Annotated in this window: 11 protein-coding genes and 5 pseudogenes; 9 read left to right on the top strand and 7 right to left on the bottom strand. The window is 69.2% G+C overall.

The window, feature by feature from the left end; translation table 11 throughout:
- Positions 1–244: 244 nt before the first annotated feature.
- Positions 245–451 (bottom strand): hypothetical protein, encoded by a 207-nt coding sequence (locus ACFVIU_RS37195; protein WP_385848085.1) that lies wholly within the window; start codon positions 449–451, stop codon positions 245–247.
- Between the two features lie 68 nt (positions 452–519).
- Here ACFVIU_RS37195 and ACFVIU_RS37190 point away from each other — a divergent pair.
- The 3 genes and pseudogenes from ACFVIU_RS37190 to ACFVIU_RS37180 all read left to right on the top strand — a co-directional run.
- A protein-coding gene (locus ACFVIU_RS37190; protein ID WP_385848083.1) for an IS5 family transposase occupies positions 520–1,337 on the top strand; the annotation gives its coding sequence in 2 pieces (ribosomal slippage) (positions 520–868 and positions 868–1,337; 819 coding nt in all).
- A 421-nt stretch (positions 1,338–1,758) separates the two neighbouring features.
- Complete coding sequence (locus tag ACFVIU_RS37185) at positions 1,759–2,604, top strand: DUF1206 domain-containing protein (protein ID WP_385848082.1); 846 nt, start codon at positions 1,759–1,761, stop codon at positions 2,602–2,604.
- Between the two features lie 155 nt (positions 2,605–2,759).
- Positions 2,760–2,939: pseudogene (locus ACFVIU_RS37180) on the top strand (DUF6233 domain-containing protein); the annotation flags it as partial.
- A gap of 33 nt (positions 2,940–2,972) precedes the next feature.
- Here the strand turns inward: ACFVIU_RS37180 and ACFVIU_RS37175 are convergent.
- From ACFVIU_RS37175 to ACFVIU_RS37165, 3 genes and pseudogenes are all read right to left on the bottom strand, one after another.
- Positions 2,973–3,146: pseudogene (locus ACFVIU_RS37175) on the bottom strand (IS5/IS1182 family transposase); the annotation flags it as partial.
- A 9-nt stretch (positions 3,147–3,155) separates the two neighbouring features.
- A pseudogene (locus tag ACFVIU_RS37170) lies at positions 3,156–3,563 on the bottom strand (transcriptional regulator); the annotation flags it as partial.
- A gap of 360 nt (positions 3,564–3,923) precedes the next feature.
- Entirely contained in the window at positions 3,924–4,136 is a 213-nt protein-coding gene (locus ACFVIU_RS37165; RefSeq protein WP_385848110.1) for a helix-turn-helix domain-containing protein, read from the bottom strand.
- Between the two features lie 145 nt (positions 4,137–4,281).
- Between ACFVIU_RS37165 and ACFVIU_RS37160 the strand changes: the two genes are divergently transcribed.
- Together ACFVIU_RS37160 and ACFVIU_RS37155 are read left to right on the top strand one after the other, a co-directional pair.
- Positions 4,282–4,416, top strand: coding sequence for a hypothetical protein (locus tag ACFVIU_RS37160; RefSeq protein WP_385848081.1), 135 nt, complete (start codon positions 4,282–4,284; stop codon positions 4,414–4,416).
- 92 nt (positions 4,417–4,508) lie between these two features.
- The gene (locus ACFVIU_RS37155) at positions 4,509–4,904 is read left to right on the top strand and encodes a DUF3224 domain-containing protein (RefSeq protein WP_385848080.1); all 396 of its coding nucleotides are present in this window, start codon (positions 4,509–4,511) and stop codon (positions 4,902–4,904) included.
- 474 nt (positions 4,905–5,378) lie between these two features.
- Here ACFVIU_RS37155 and ACFVIU_RS37150 read toward each other — a convergent pair.
- Together ACFVIU_RS37150 and ACFVIU_RS37145 are read right to left on the bottom strand one after the other, a co-directional pair.
- Positions 5,379–6,670, bottom strand: a pseudogene (locus ACFVIU_RS37150) (IS256 family transposase).
- A gap of 110 nt (positions 6,671–6,780) precedes the next feature.
- Positions 6,781–7,167, bottom strand: coding sequence for a peptidase inhibitor family I36 protein (locus ACFVIU_RS37145; protein ID WP_385848079.1), 387 nt, complete (start codon positions 7,165–7,167; stop codon positions 6,781–6,783).
- A 396-nt stretch (positions 7,168–7,563) separates the two neighbouring features.
- On the opposite strand from ACFVIU_RS37145, the gene ACFVIU_RS37140 reads away from it, so the two are divergent.
- Both ACFVIU_RS37140 and ACFVIU_RS37135 read left to right on the top strand, forming a co-directional pair.
- Positions 7,564–8,397 (top strand): polysaccharide deacetylase family protein, encoded by an 834-nt coding sequence (locus ACFVIU_RS37140; RefSeq protein ID WP_385848078.1) that lies wholly within the window; start codon positions 7,564–7,566, stop codon positions 8,395–8,397.
- A 372-nt stretch (positions 8,398–8,769) separates the two neighbouring features.
- Positions 8,770–9,576 carry an IS5 family transposase gene (locus ACFVIU_RS37135; RefSeq protein WP_385848077.1) on the top strand — a complete coding sequence of 269 codons (807 nt, stop codon included), beginning with the start codon at positions 8,770–8,772 and terminating at the stop codon, positions 9,574–9,576.
- Here the strand turns inward: ACFVIU_RS37135 and ACFVIU_RS37130 are convergent.
- Entirely contained in the window at positions 9,568–10,149 is a 582-nt protein-coding gene (locus ACFVIU_RS37130; RefSeq protein WP_385848076.1) for a recombinase family protein, read from the bottom strand. The genes ACFVIU_RS37135 and ACFVIU_RS37130 overlap by 9 nt on opposite strands.
- A gap of 473 nt (positions 10,150–10,622) precedes the next feature.
- Between ACFVIU_RS37130 and ACFVIU_RS37125 the strand changes: the two are divergent.
- Together ACFVIU_RS37125 and ACFVIU_RS37120 are read left to right on the top strand one after the other, a co-directional pair.
- Positions 10,623–10,715: pseudogene (locus ACFVIU_RS37125) on the top strand (DUF5988 family protein); the annotation flags it as partial.
- Between the two features lie 15 nt (positions 10,716–10,730).
- Positions 10,731–15,956 carry an SDR family NAD(P)-dependent oxidoreductase gene (locus ACFVIU_RS37120; RefSeq protein WP_385848075.1) on the top strand — a complete coding sequence of 1,742 codons (5,226 nt, stop codon included), beginning with the start codon at positions 10,731–10,733 and terminating at the stop codon, positions 15,954–15,956.

Here is a 15,956-nt window from a genome sequence, read left to right as displayed (position 1 = left end):
CTCCAGAAGACGGCCGCCTTTCGGCCGGAGCGGAACGGCCGCGGGCGCGACCTCAAGGCGGCCGGAACGGAGCGGGCGGTGTCGGTGAGCTGGAGGGACATCTCGAGGCTGTCTCGAGGCCGGAATCTCCCTTCCACGCCAGTGCCGCGGTGCGGGCCGGCTCCTACGGGACGGTGCATCCGCTGATCGTCCTCGCGCACCGGGTGCGGCCTGTCCGCCTCGTCGCGGTGGGCGCAGGGGTCCATCACGGCGCGGTCCTGGCCAGCCGCTGCGTGAAGGCGTCCCCGAGGCGACGCAGCCGTCGGCTGTGAGGTCGGACTTCCACGTCGGTGCGGGATTCCCGCAGGGCCCGCAGCGCCGTCAGCTCGACCGTCTCCAGCCGGCCGGACTCCGGCTCCTGGTCGTCGCGCTCGGGATCGGTCGGCGCGAGCGCAAGCAACTGCTCGCGCATCGCCGCCTGCCGAGGCCGGGCGACGTCTTACACCGTGTCCTATGTGGTGAGGCGTCGTTGTTCTGGGCATGGGGCGGGGTACGTGGAGTTGGATTGTTCCGGACGGGCTGTGGGAGATCGCGAAGCCGTTGATCCCGCCCTCGAGAGTGCGGCCGCAGGGCGGTGGAACGCAGGACACGCCTGATGAGACGCTGTTCGCAGCGATCATCTACGTCCTGGTCAGCGGCTGCGCCTGGCGCCGACTGCCGCCCTGTTTCGGCATATCGAAGTCGACGGCCCACCGCCGATTCCTGATCTGGTCGCGGGCCGGTGTCTGGGGCCGCCTCCACGAGGCCGTACTGCACCAGCTTGACGACGCCGGCCTCATCGATGTCACCCGCGTCGCACTCGACACCGCCCACGTCCGCGCTAAAAAAGGGGCGAACACACAGGTCCGAGCCCCGTGGACCGCGGCAAGCCGGGTTACAAGATGCACGTCCTGTCGGACGCGAACGGACTGCCCCTCCTCGTCGGCGTCTCGGCCGGCAACACACACGACAGCGAAGGGCTGAAGCCCATGGTCGAGGGTCACCAAACGAGACACGACCCCGATCGCGGCCGGTACCTCAAGCTCCAGCGCCTACACGCGGACAAGGCCTACGATCGTGCTGATCTGCGGAAATGGTTACGTGGCAAGCGCATCGGAGTCCGGATCACGCGAAGAGGCACCGAGTCCAGCGAGCGATTGGGCCGCCGCAGGTGGGTGATCGAGCGCACGATGTCGTGGCTGTCGGGCTACCGCAGACTCAGCCCCCGCTACGAACGCAATCCCCGCAACTACCTGGCATTTCTCGGACTTGCCGCAGCCCTCTGCTGCTACAAGCGACTCGTCCGCCTCACCACATAGGACACGGTCTTAAGCGAGCGCCGCCTCCTTCTTCTCGTTGTTCGCATCGGCTCCCTCGCCGCGCTGATGCCCGATACCGGGCGGCCCACTGGCCCTGGCGCTCCCGGGATTCGTCCGCGCCACTCGTACGGCCGTCCGCAGGACCCTGGTGGTCCGGCACGGATTCAGGAGCCCTCTGCGGTGCCGCGGTCGCAGCACGCAGGGCCTGCTCCGGCAGGGGACGATGTCGGCACGTGCGGTGGCCCGGCGGCCGGCATCGGACAGAGTAGGGCGGCATTCCACGGGTAGTCGTCGTGCGTTGGCGGGCGGAGCGGCGCGGCACCTGGGGAGGTCGAGCGCCGCTCCCTGCCGGCAGCGTGTCCCGGCGAGACGCTGGCCGGCGGCCAGGATGGCATCGCCCTTCGGGGGCATCCGGTAGGACATGGCTAATAAATCGGCATCTGCAACCACACGCCAACTGGGTCAGGTCCACCGTGCAGCGGACGGCAGAGCGGTCGCGGCGGCGGCCCGTGCGGGCTTCGTCGGCCGCGGGGTCATCTACGCGCTGATCGGCGTTCTCTCACTGCGGATCGCATTCACCGGCGGGGGCAGACAGGCCGACCGGGGCGGCGCGGTCGCCGAAATCGCTCAGAAGCCTTTCGGGACCGTACTGTTGTGGTTGCTCGGCATTGCCCTGGCCGGGATGGCTCTGTGGCGGCTGTCCGAGGCTGTCTTCGGGCAGGCGGGCCCCGACGGCGGGAAGCCGGGCAGAAGGGCGATGGCCGCGGGCCGTTTCTGCTTCTACGGATTCGTCGCGTACTCCGTGCTCTCCTACGCGGCCGGGGACAAGGGCAGCGGCAGTGGCAGTTCCGACAAGAACTCCCAGGACGTCACGGCGAAGGCGCTCGCCTGGCCGGGCGGACAGTGGATCGTCGGCGTGGCGGGGGCCGCGGTGACCGCCGTCGGCATATGGATCGCCATCCGGGCCCTCCTGCGCAGGTTCGAGAAGCACCTGAGGATGTTCGCCATGTCGCAGAGGATGCGCAAAATCGTGTCCTTCTTCGGCATGTTCGGCGGTACGGCCCGGGGTGTCGTCTTCGCCACCGCGGGCTGCTTCGCCATCGCCGCGGCCGTCCGCCACAGGCCCGGCGAGGCCAAGGGGATGGACGACACCCTGCGCACGTTCGCCGGCACCCCTGCGGGGCCATGGCTGCTGGCGCTGATAGCGGTCGGCCTCATGTCCTTCGGGGCCTTCTCCTGGGCCAGCGCGCGCTGGCGCGACGTCTGACGGCGGACCGGCGCCCCGCCGGGGAGCGTACGTCCCGCCGAAGGCCACCACGAACACGGCGTCCGCTGCCGTAGTGCCTTCCGCCGACTGACACCAGACAACCTTGACCATCCTGATTCCAGCAGCCGCAGGCCGAGAAAGAGCACGCCCGCCGGATGAAGCCACGGCCCCCGTACTGGATCGCCGAACTCGGCATCGGCGTCGGACGGCTGCCCACACGAGTCCACCGCGGCGCCTGCCACATGGCCGGCAAACGACGTCACCCCATCGGCCTGGACGAAGCACGTCGCCTGCTCGCCGACGGCACCACCGCCTGCACCCACTGCCCGCCCGACGCCGACCTCGGCATCCTCGACTCAGACCGTGTCCTATGTGGTGAGGCGGATCAGTCGCTTGTAGCAGCACAGGGCGGCGGTGAGTCCGGGAAAGGCCAGGTAGTTGCGGGGATCGCGTTCGTAGCGGGGGCTGAGCCGCCGGTAGCCGGACAGCCACGACATGCTGCGCTCGACGACCCAGCGCCGTCGTCCTACTGACGTTTTCGAGTTGTCGTTGCCCAGGCCGCCCTTGACCGTGGCCTTGATCGCCGAGACGACGATCGCCAGGTGCGGGCCGCGGTACTTGTAGCCGTCCATCGAGGCGAGGAAGCCGGCCGGGGCAAGGCCGGCGTCGACGCCGAGGTCGGCCATCGTGGCGAGGCAGGCGTCGCGGAGCCGGTTGTACCAGCCGTCCAGATAGCGGCGTTTGCCGTACCGGACACACGCCTCGATCGGGCGCACCTCGTAGCCGAGCTCCTGGGCGTAGGCGACGGCGGGCGTCGCGTACCAGGGCGGCCCCGTCGGGCGCTCGCCCTTCGGCGTGAACGGGCTGGGCAGCAGCAAGCCGTCCAGCTCCACCCACTCCTTGCCGACCTTCACCTTCGACAGGTGGATGTGGGACAGGTCGACCAGCCGCCGCTCGGGCCTGCCCAGGTGCCAGGTTCGGGTGGCAGCGGCAGCGCGCCTGGAGGGAAGTCTTCTCGTCCGCGGAGATCACGTACTCGTCTTCGCCCAGCGGGACGCCGTCGAAGGTGCGGGCGTACAGGTCCAGCACGCGCGCGGCCTTGGGGCGGAAGGCAGAGTCGCGCACGAAAATCCAGGATCGGCACTGCCAGGGCTTGAGCGCGTCCTGCTTGAGCCAGCGCCGCACGGTGGAAGGGGAGATCGACCCGGCGATGGACCGGTCGACCACCTCCCGGGCCAGCTCCGGACACGACCAGCGCGACAGCGGCGCGCCGGTCCCAGCGGGCAACTGAACGCCAGCGCCTTGACCTCGGCAACCTGCTACGCGGTGAACGACACTGGCCGGCCGGACCGCTTACGGTCGGCCAGGGCACACAGTCCTCCAGCGGCGAAGCGGCCCCGCCACGTGCGCAGCGTGTCCACGTGCAGCCGCCTCTGCACAGCTATCCGGGCATGGGGACCCCCTCGGGCCGCCAGCAGCACGATGGTTGCCCACTGCCGGGCCTGATGCGCAGTCGTGTGGCCGTACGCCATCTTCTTCAGCCGGTGACGCTCGGAGGCGGTCAGCACGACGGGCACGGCAGAGGCGAGGGGCGCGGGAGGAGAGCGACCGATCCTTCAAGGGCAACGGGGAACGGGCCGACACCGGGCCACACCCGTCCCTGTATCCTGCGACGTCATGGCAACGCCCCCGGCGCCGCCCCGAGTTGCTTTCGGCGAGATCTCCCGCAAGCCCGATTCTGCCCTCGACCAGCTCCACCTCACCATGCAGACCGACCTCGACGCCCTGTCGGCCCGCTGCCGGAAGTACTGAGCCGGGCCTTCGACGGTCCCCGTGCAGGGATTGTCAGTGCTGTGTGCAAGGCTGCTGCGCGATACAGACGATCAAGACTCCAGGGGCGCAGAATGAGCACGAAGGCCAGCGGAACGTTCGACCTCACATCATTCGAACCGGAGGTGCTCGACGAAGGCCCGGGCGCCGCGCTTGGCCGCGTGCGGATCACCAAGACCTTCCACGGTGGCCTGGCCGGCACCAGCACCGTGAACATGCTGTCGGTGGCCGACACCGAGGGCAGTCCCGCGGCCTATGTCGCCGTGGAGCGATTCACCGGCGAACTCAACGGCCGCAAGGGCTCCTTCGTCCTCCAGCACAGCGCGCCCGGTAGCCACGGGGAGCAGATCGCGATCCGCGTGGTCCAGGGAACGGGCTCCGGCGACCTCGCGGGGATCACGGGTGCCTTCGAGATCATCCAGTCCGAGGACGGCAGCCACTCCTACGTCTTGGAGTACACGCTGAGCTGACACAGGCCCGCCTCGCCGTCTGGACCACCAGGGCGTGGTTGACTCACTCGTCAACGACACCCCTCACTGGGCGATCAGCGACCAGGCCCGGCCAGCAGGAGCGGCGGCGCTGACACGGCGGCCCCGGCCCTGGCAGCAGCCTCGCCATGCAACCAAGACGACCCGGACCGGTCCCACCACAAACCCCCTTCTCGGATCAACCCCCCGAAGAAATTCCAGCGTTGACCACTTACCCCAGCCGCCCAGCGGATGCGAACGCGTCGGCACCCACCAACATCTGCTGCGGGGTGCCGACGCGGTCAGCTCGCCAACATGGCCTGGAAGTCGCTGAGCGACAGCTCGTCACCCCGCTGTCCGGCCCCGAGGCCAGCGAGCCGCGCGAATCTTACGAAAGCACATCCACGTAGTCGCCGGCCGACGTGGAGGCGGCAGTGGTGGGTCTGTCAAACGAGCGGTGTAACTGGGGTGGTTGGGTTACTGCCGGGCGGCTGAGAGCCGGCCGTCGAAGGTGATGTCGAAGGCGTTCAACGCGGTCTTCCAGCGCATGGTCCAGCGGGCCTGTCCCTTGCCCGTGGGATCGAGCGACATGATCGCCATGTAGACGCACTTCAACGCGGCTTGCTCGTTGGGGAAGTGTCCGCGAGCCTTGACCGCCCGGCGGATCCGCGCGTTCACCGACTCGATCGCGTTCGTCGTGCAGACGATGCGGCGGATCTCGGTGTCGAACCGCCGGAACGGGGTGAATTCCTCCCCGGCGTTCTCCCACAGTTTCACGATCGCCGGATACTTCCTGCCCCAGGCGTCGACGAACTCGGCGAACCGCTCCAGGGCGGCCTCCTCGGTCGGCGCCGTGTAGACGGGCTTGAGGAGGCGGGCGATCTTGTCCCAGTCCTGGCGGGCCGCATAGCGGAAGGAGTTCCGCAGCAGATGGACCACACAGGTCTGCACGATCGTGCGGGGCCAGACCGTCTCCACTGCCTCGGCCAGGCCCTTGAGCCCGTCACAGACCAGCATCAGCACGTCGCTGACACCGCGGTTCTTGATCTCAGTGAGGATGTGCAGCCAGTGCCTGGCGCCCTCGCCGCCGTCGCCGGCCCCCAGCCCGAGGATCTCGCGTCGCCCCTCGGTAGTCACGGCCATGGCCACATAGATCGGCCGGCTGGCGACCGCGCCGTCGCGGATCTTGACGTGGATGGCGTCGATGAAGACCACCGGATAAACGACGTCGAGCGGCCGGTTCTGCCACTCGGCCATGCCGTCCAGGTCCTTGTCCGTGATCGTGGAGATGGTCTGCCGGGAGACCTCCGCCCCTAGACCTCCGCGAGATGGGCCTGGACCTCACCGGTGGTCTGGCCCTTGGCGGCCAGCGAGATGACCATCTCGTCGACACCGGTCAGGCGCTTCTGCCGCTTCTTTACGATCTTCGGTTCGAAGGAGCCGTCCCGGTCGCGGGGCACCGATATCTCCACCGGTCCCACCTCGGTCAGCACGGTCTTGGAGCGTTTGCCATTGCGGGAGTTGCCGCCGTCCTTGCCCGCCGGATCGTGGTTGTCATAGCCGAGGTGGTCGGTGATCTCGCCCTCGAGAGCGGACTCCAGCAGCCGCTTGGCCAGCTGCTGCAGCAGCCCGCCCTCGCCGGTCAGCTGCAGGCCCTCGGCCTGGGCCCGGCTCACCAGCTCGTCGATCGACTGGTCATCCACGGCCTTCGCTGACACCACCGCTGCCGACTTGACAGCCTCGCGCCCGGCCGCGTTCTCACTGGTCATCGATGCATCTTCCATGATCGGGAGTTACACCGAACGATTTGCAGTCCCGGCTTCCCCAGCGGCGGACCCAATCGCGCCACCGGGGAGGAGCATCTGTGAAGCCCTTTCGGTTATCCGGTGGTGTAGGGGAGGAACTCCACGGAGGAGGCCACGTCGTTGAAGCCGTTGCCGTTGTTGAAGCTGATCGACTCGCCGGGAAGGAGTGTCACGGGCACTCCCTTGAAGTCGTAGTCGGGGTAGATCCGGACGAGGTAGCGGCTGTTGTTGACGACCGAGCTGGTCACGTCGTTGAAGTTGTAGTCGTCCAGGCGCGAGATGTCCTCGGTGGTCCGCAGGATGCGGGCGCTGCCGGAGGCGTTGTAGTCCCAGTTGTCGTAGAGGCAGACGTAGTTGCGGGTGCAGGCGTCGCGGCCCTGACCCCGGATGATCGACGCGTCGGCCGAGGCCGGCGCAGCTGCCGCGAGCAGGGCGGCGGTGGCGAGTGCGATACCGGGCACGAGGCGGGACGAAACGGCGACGCGGCGCATACTCGAGCGTGCAGCACGGAACACGAGCGTTCCTTTCCAAAGGAGCCGGAATGGCCGGCCAGCACGGCCGACCGTCTGCCCACCCAGCATCTCGACCTCGCAACGTAACAGCAATACTACAATTAGTAATCGCCCAGTGTCGTGGGAGTACATGCTGGCAGCACTCCTGCCCAACGCGCCCCTCGCCGGCTGAACGCCCCCCGCGCTCCCCCCGTCCTCCCCGGCACCGCTGCCACCCCCCCCCCAAGGGCAGGCTCCCGGCGGCCGATGGCGGTGGCATGAAAACGCGTTCTGTCTTCGCCGCACACTCTCTCGTGGCCCGCCGCCTATTCCGGGTGGCCATCGGGCTGTTCCGCCGCCCTGTGGGTGGTGGCACCCAGGCCCCCGGCCGCGATCGCCGGGACTGCTGCACCGCGCCACGCGGATGCTGCGGACAAGGAGGGCCTGCGGGCGCTGTTCGGATCGGAGAACCGTGCGATCCGCGCGCGCGAGTGCGTGGTCGCGGTGACGTTCAACGCGGCCTGGAACGACGCCGGCCTGAACCGCGTCCTCGGCGAGCTCGCCCGCCGACACGAGCCTGCCGCGTTCTTCCTGACCGGCGACTTCGCCCACCGATATCCCCAAGCGGTGAGAAATATCGCGGCCGCGGGACACGGCCTGGGCAACCATTCTTACAGCCACCCCTACTTCAAGGACCTGACCACGGCCGGACAACGCCGCGAAATCCGGGCAGCGGACCGGGCTCTGCGCGCGGCCGGGGCAGCAGGGGCTCTGACCCCGTTCTTCCGGTTCCCCTACAGCGAGACCAGCCCCGCACAGATCAGGGAGGTCAACAGGCTGGGATTCACGGACATCGAATTCACCACCGACACCAACGGGCGGAAGGGCACCGAGGGCGACATGACCGTGGAACGCGCCGTGCGCAGGGCACTGGAGGCCCTTCACCCAGGGGCGATCCCGCAGAAGCACGTCGGGGCATTTGAGGGCCGCACCGAGGTGATCGACGCCCAGGCTCTCCCGCGGATCCTCGACGCGATCACCGCCCACGGCTACCGGGTCGTCGACCTCCACACCCTCCTCCACCTCAGACCCACCCGTAGGCAAAGCCCCGAGATACAACCGATGGCATGCACCGACCTCCCGAGACAGGGTGATGATCAAAGCTGTGAACCACCCATTCAGCTCACGAACCCCAGATAACGTCGTCCCCCGCTGCCGAATCGAACATCTCGTTCGGGGCGGCCAGTTCACCGGAATTCATGGGCGGACAGAGCGCGGGGGCGTCCTCGCCGCAGCACGCGAGGACACTGATCGGAGAAGAGGGCACGAGGACGCGGCTTGGACGCCGCTGAGTTCTTCGCTGGCCCTTGAGGTTCAAAGACGGGTTCTGAGCCGCAGTTCGTGGCCCATGCGGCTGGCCAGGCACGAGTGAATCCGACGGCGGGCGCGTCAACTGGCTGTCCGGGTGCGAAGTTTCTCAATGGGGCCAGTGAACCTCTTTCATCCTGTGCTGGCGGGTGAAATGGGCTGGTCAGCGGGCGTGGTGACGAGGCAGGGCCCCTCGTCGTTGGCGTGGTGATTCCACTCAGCACACCGGCGACCGAAGGGGCCCTGTTGGTTCCGTATCCTGCCACGCTCGACGTCCCGCATGAGCTCGTCGAGCATGTTGCCTGGCTCCTGCACGAACACCGCCGCGCACGCAACACCCGCTGGCGGAAGCTCGGCTGCTTCGACCAAGCACTGCTCACGCTGGTCCACCTACGCAAGAACGAGACGTTCGCCCAGCTCGGCGCCGGGTTCGCGATATCGCAGGCCACCGCTTGGCGCTACGTGGACGAGGCCCTGGAGGTGCTGGCTTCCTGGGCCCCCGGCCTCCACGAAGCCCTCACCGGCCTCGGTGAGGGCGACCACGTCATCGTTGACGGCACACTGATCCCCACCGACCGCGTCCGTGCCGATCAGCCGTACTACTCGCAGAAACACAAGAAGCACGGCATGAACGTGCAGGTCATCGCCCGCCCGGACGGCACACCCCTGTGGTTCTCCCGCGCGACACCCGGCCGGACACATGACCTGACCTCGGCCCGCGCCCACGGCATCGTCCAGGCTTGCCTGACCCGACAGATCCTTGTGCTGGCAGACCGCGCCTACCAGGGCGCCGGCGCCACCTTCCGCACCCCGTACTACCACCACAGCGAACAGCCCGAGCACTACCAGCAGTTCAACCGCGACCACGCTCGACTCCGAGCCCCCGGTGAACGCGCCTTCGCCCGACTCAAGTCCTGGCGCATCATGCGCAGAGCACGCTCCTCCACCCGCCGCGTCAGCCGCACCGTCCAAGCCATCCACGTGCTACTGACCTGCGACTCTTCAGGATGAAAGAGGTTCAGTGAGGAATTCCAGGGCGATACCGATCTTGCGCAGGTCCTCGACGGTGACGAGGAGGTCGATGCCGCGGCCGAGGCGGCGGAACTCGTGGACGGTCGGGATGACCTGGACGTCGGGGTGCAGGTTCTTGAAGCGGACCGCCATCGCGACGGCGTTCTCGTATGCGGGCCAGACCTTGACACGGGTGGAGACCTTCTCGTGGAACACCTCGAAGCAGACCGGGGTGAGGGCGTCAAGCTGGGACTGGACTTCCTGGGTGGCGGTCGAGCAGCGGGCGTAGCCGATGCGGACCGCGGTGATCCCCGCCGCGAGCGGCGCGGGCTCGGCCGCCGCTGGTGTACCGGGCTCGGGGCCCAGCGTCCAGCGTCTACCGGGGTGGCGGTCGGGCGGGGTGAGGATGTGGAGTTCCTCGGCGACGCGGGGCACGAGCTGGAGGCGGCGGGTGTGGTACTTCGCCGCGGTCTTCCCGGCCCCGGTGCGGCACGCCGCCCCGGCGGGCACGTCACAGGACGGGCAGGGCTGGCGCTCGATGGCACCGGGGGCGTCGAACCCCTCGTCAGTCACGCCTCAGAAGCTACAGCCATGACGACGTTTCAATAAAGCATTCCAAGAGGCCGATTGAGAACGTGGAGGGCGAACATTTCGGACACTGGGCGGACGGCCGGGGCGGCTTCTCATTTGGCCATTTGTGAGAACCGTGCTGCGTTACCGTTGGCCCTGGGCGTGGTCGATGCGTCCTCGCGGGTTGACGGCGCCGGATTATACGGCGGAGCGCTTGACTGCGCACCGGTGCTCAAGGGGGCGCTCGTGTGCGGAGACCTCTCTATGGCATCCGCAGCATGGTGAAGTGCTCTCTTCCGATCAGTGCGCCCCCTGATCAGGCTTTTCTGCGCAGCACAAAGGGAGTGACATCGATAGCACGGTGCGACCCGGGCACCGCAGGATCAGAGTCAGCTCCCGAAATCCCGCGTGTGCACCAAGTGCTGGACGGTACGGCTGATGATGCACGGGTGGTGGTGGCCTAGTACGGACGGCATCAGCGCTTCGAGGCCACGGGTGAGGTGGCCCTGGTCGACGGGCAACAGATTCCGGTCTTCCAGTTCGCATACAGCACCGCGATCGCCGAGTAGTGCGGAGGCGCACCCATGTCTGCTTCAGAACGCGAGCCCATCGCGATCGTCGGAGTCGGGTGCCGGTTTCCCGGCCGTGTGGAAAGCGCGGCGGAGCTGTGGAATCTGGCGGCCGAGGGCCGACAGACGGTGGGGCCGGTGCCGGCTGACCGGTGGGGGGCGGGGCGGCTTGCGGCCTTGCACGATCCGGAGCTGGCCGAGCGGGCGGGGCACGGCTGTTTCCTGGAAGGGGATGTGTGGGCGTGGGAGCCTGAAGCGTTCTCGGTCGCTCCGATGGAGCAGAGGTGGGTGGATCCGCAGTTCCGGGTGCTGATGGAGGTGGCCTGGCAGGCTGTGGAGCATGCGGGTGTGCCGATGGACCGGATCCGCGGTTCACGGACTGGTGTCTATGTGGGCACGTACGCGCCGGACAATCTCTTCCGTGAAGCACGGCCGGTGGAGGATGCCCCCAACAGCCCGTATCTGTTCGGGAACTTCACCGCCGGCGCGGCCGGACGGGTCGCCTTCTCGATGGATCTGCGCGGGCCGGTGATGGTCGTCAGCACGCACTGCTCATCCGGGCTCGTCGCGCTGGACACGGCGTGCGGGGCGCTCACTCTGGGAGAGTGCGACACCGCCCTGGCCGGTGCCGTGCTGCTGATGCTCTCGCCGGAAACGCATTACTGCGAGGCTCCCCTGCTGCTGTCCGGGAGCGGCGCGTGCTACGCCTTCGACTCCCGTGCCGACGGTTATGTGCGGGGCGAGGGTGCGGGTGTGCTGGTGCTGAAGCGGCTGGCCGATGCGCGGCGGGACGGGGACCGGGTCCTTTCCGTCATCCGGGGCAGCGCGGTGAACAACGACGGCCAGGCCAGCCGCCTGACGGCGCCCTCCACGTCCATGCAGCAGCAGCTGTTCAGGGAGGCGGTGACCAAGGCGGGCATCGACCCGGGTGAGGTCGGACTGGTAGAGGCCCACGGCCCGGGCACTGCTGTGGGTGACCCGGTCGAGTACACCTCCATCAACGCCGTCTACGGGCGCGGCCGGGGCCGGTGCGCTCTCGGCTCGATCAAGACGAACATCGGGCACTCCGAGCCGGTTTCCGGTATCGCGGGCGCCATCAAGGCGATGGAGTCCCTGCGGCGCGGTGCCATCCCTCCCAACGCCACTTTCAAGGAGTGGAATCCCGCCATCTCGCGGGGCGAGGACTCCCGGCTCTTTGTGCCGACCGAGCTCGCCGCGTGGCCGGTGGACGGCCAGGCGCGGCTGGCGGCTGTCTGCTCGTACGGGGTGACCGGCACCAATGCCCATGTGGTTCTCGAGTCCGCCCCCACCGCGCGCGCCCGGCCTCACCGTCCCCGGCTGGCCGAGGGGCAGGCCCGGCTGTTCGCTCTGTCGGGCAGTTCCCCGCAGACCTTGACCCGTTCGGTGTCCCGCCTGGCCGCATGGGCGGAGGGTCCCGGAGCCGGCACCGGACTGCTGGATGTGGCCCACACACTGGCCCAGCGGCGTTCGCACGCGGACCACCGCCTGGCCATCGTCGCCCGCGACCACCGTCAACTCGCCGCCAGGGCCCGCACCTTCGCCGTGCAGGAGGCGGCCGACGGGGTGGTCTCCGGTACCCCTGTCCTGCCGCCCCGGCACTCGGGTCCAGTGTTCGTTTTCACCGGGCAGGGCTCGCAGCGGCCCGGCATGTGCCAGGGCATGTTGGCGAGTGAACCGGTGTTCGCCGCGGCAGTGGACGAACTGGAACCACTGATCCGCGCTGAGGCCGGGTTCTCGCTACGCGAGGTAATCGAACACCCGGAGCGGCTGGTCGGGGTGGAGCGTATCCAGCCCGTTCTCTTCAGCATCCAGGTGGCGCTCGCGGCGGTCTGGCGGTCTTGGGGGATCGAGCCCGCGGCCGTCATCGGGCAGTCGCTGGGGGAGGTCGCCGCGATGGTCGTGGCGGGCGGCCTGAGCCTGGAGGACGGCGTGAAGGTGATCTGCCGCCGCTCGGCACTGCTGGCCACCATCTCCGGCGGGGCCATGGCCTCGGTGATGCTCGGCGCCGCCCAGGCGCAGGCGGCGATCGACGAGGCCGGGGCAGACGGGGTGACCTTGGGCGTGCTCACCTCACCCGGCATCACGGTCGTCTCCGGGGACGCCGTACAGATCGCCGCTCTGGTCGAGCGGTGGGAGGCCGACGGCGTGGTGGCCAAGCTGATCGAAGTGGACGTGGCCTCGCACTCCCCGCAGGTCGACCCCATCCTGGCCCGGCTGCGCATGAAGCTGGCCGACGTCCCCCGGGCGCATCCCCAGATCCCTTTCTACTCCACTGTGTCGCCCGACCCGCTGGACCCCGGGCTGCTGGACGGGGCGTACTGGGTGCGCAATCAGCGCGAGACGGTCCGGTTCCACACGGCTGTCTCCGCCGCGCTCGCCGCCGGGCACCGGCTGTTCATCGAGTGCACCGCCCACCCCCTCGCGGTACGCCCTATCCTGGACACCGCCCGTGCTGACGCCGCCCCCGATACCGTCGCCGTCGGCAGCCTGCGCCAGGGGACGGACGACCAGGACGCGCTGTTGACCCACCTCGGCACGCTCCACGTGGCCGGATATGACGGCATCGACTTCGCCAGCCACTACGGGGGCGGTGACCTCGCAGACGTTCCGGTCACCGACTGGCACCGCACCCGTCACGGCGGCGACGAGCCCGTCTACCGCCTGGTGGCTCCCGCCCTTCCGGGAGCGGCGCAGCATCCGCTGCTCGGCGGCCACGTCCACGATCCCGATGTCCCCGGGCGCCATTTGTGGCAGACGCCCGTCGGCCCGCGGCTGCTGCCCTGGCTTGCCGACCACGCGGTGGCGGACGTGCCTGTGCTGCCCGGCACCGGAGTCGTGGAGATGATGCTGGCCGCCGCAGCCTGCGTGTTCGGTACCGGACACGTCGCCGCCTGGGACGTTAGCGTGCTGACTCCGCTCGTCCTCGATCCCGAGCCGCAGGTCACCACCCGGCTGGTCCGCGACGGCGACACCGTGCGCATTGAGATCGTGACCGTCGGCGAGGACGGCGTGACCGTGCACGCCCGGGGTAGCGCAGGCCCGCTGCCCGAGGATGAGCGCCCCACGCCGCTCGCCCCTGCCGACCTGGATCCCAAGGACTGGCGGGACTACGACATCGCGGCCCTGCACCGGACCTTCCGGGACAAGCACAACGTCTTCCACGGCCCCGCCTTCACCGCTCTGGACCGCATCCAGGTGCACCCCACCGAGGATCTGTCCCTGTCCGTACTGCACACCCATGAGAGCGCCCAGGTCTCCGCGGGGGCCATGGCCCTGCACCCAGCACTCGCCGACCAGGTGGTGCAGACCGCGGTGGCGGCCTGGCTTGCCCACTACACGCTCACCCCGGGCCCGGTGGTCGTCGCCGGATTCGGGAAGGTACGGGTCCACGGGCCGACCGCCCACGCCCGCAGGGCCCTGGTACGGCTTCACCAGGCCGATGATCTGGGCTGCACGGCCTCTGGCTGGCTGGCCACTGCCGACGGCACCGTCGTCGCCGAGCTCTGCGGACTGCGCATCGCCAACATCACCCCGCCCACCGAACGCTTCACTGCCCGCCTGCTCCACCAGGAATGGGTCCCCGCCCCCGCCCCTGAAGGCCGGCCCCGGGCCACGGAGAGCACCTGGACCGTCCTCGCCGCCGACGACAGCTCCTGGCCCGCGGATCTCGCCCTGGAACTCAACAAGCAGACAGCCGGCAGCCGGCTCCTGCCTCTGGCCGCCGCCCTCAACGGCACGGATGTTCCGGCCCCCCGTACGGGAGTCGTCCTCGCTCTGGGCGACGAGCAGCAGTCCGCTGACACCCCCAGCGCCGCCCGGACATCGGTTGCCCACGTGGTCACGCTGGTACGCCGGTTGTCGCAGGGGGAGCACCCTCCCCGGCTGTGGGTTCTCAGCCGTGCGGGCCGTGCGCCGCTCACCACGGCCGCCGTCCGCGGCCTGCTGCGGGTCGTCGCATACGAGCATCCCGAGCTGCGGGCCGGCGTCCTGGAGTTCGCGCCGCACCAGGCGCCGTACCCGGACATCGTGAGCGAGCTGCTCGACTGCCAGCAGCCCCTCACCGAGATCGCACTGTCGCCTGTGGGACGCCACATCGCCCAGGTACGCACCGGGGCGGACGGCGACAGCCCCGCCGACAGGACCGGAGCGCCGGTGCGGCCCGGCGCGGCCTACCTGGTCACCGGTGGTCTGGGCGGTCTCGGCCTGCTCACCGTCGAATGGCTCGCGCGGAGCGGCGCGGGCCGGATCGTCATCAGCGCACGTTCCGCCCCCGTCGCCGAAACCGAAGCCCGGCTGGACACCCTGCGCAATGCGGGTACCGACATCCACATCGCCTGCGGTGACATCGGTGACCCGGCGGTGGCCGCACGGGCGGTCGCAGTGGCCGGCGCGGACGGCTGCACCCTGCGCGGGGTGTTCCATGCGGCCGGTGTCGTCGAGGACGCCACCATCACCCGCCTCGACGACACTCTCCTGGAACGGGTCTGGCGCGGCAAGGCCGACGGCGCCTGGGCTCTTCACCAGGCCACAGCGCAGAGCGATCTCGATCATTTCATCCTGTACTCTTCCGTCGCCTCCCTGATCGGCTCCCCGGGACAGGCCGCCTACGCTGCGGCCAACGCCTTCCTCGACGGCCTGGTGGGCCACCGCCTCGACCACGGTCTGCCCGCCACCGGTATCCACTGGGGCGCCTGGAGCGAAGTCGGCCGCGGACAGCACCTCGCCGACCGGGGCTTCCTCACCATCAGCCCCGCCGAAGGCATCGACGCACTCGAACGTATCCTGACCGCCGGACACCGCCAGATCGCGTACTCCCCACTGGACACCGCCCAGTGGATCGCGCCCTATCCGGCCCTGCGCACCTCCACCCTGCTCGCCCCGCTGCTCACCGGCGAGGAACCCGAAGAAGACGAGACCGCGGTACGCGCCCAGCTCCTCGCGGCCGAGAGCCCGCCGGAGCGCCGGGAGATCCTGGAGACCTTCATCATCGGGACCGTACGCGAACTGCTTGGCGGCACCACCCGCCACATCGGTCCGCACACCAGCATGGTCATCCTCGGCCTCGACTCCCTGGGCGCCCTCCAGCTCCAGCAGCGCCTCCAGCACGCCCTGCACATCGAGATGAAACCCGGCGTGATCTGGGTCAAACCCAGCCCCGCATCACTGACCGCCTGGCTCCTGGACGCGATGGGCCTGGCGGATCAAACCTCCCGGAGGTGA

This window comes from Streptomyces sp. NPDC127190, from assembly GCF_042672505.1.
Lineage (GTDB): Bacteria > Actinomycetota > Actinomycetes > Streptomycetales > Streptomycetaceae > Streptomyces.
This window is presented reverse-complemented; position numbering and strand designations above follow the sequence as displayed.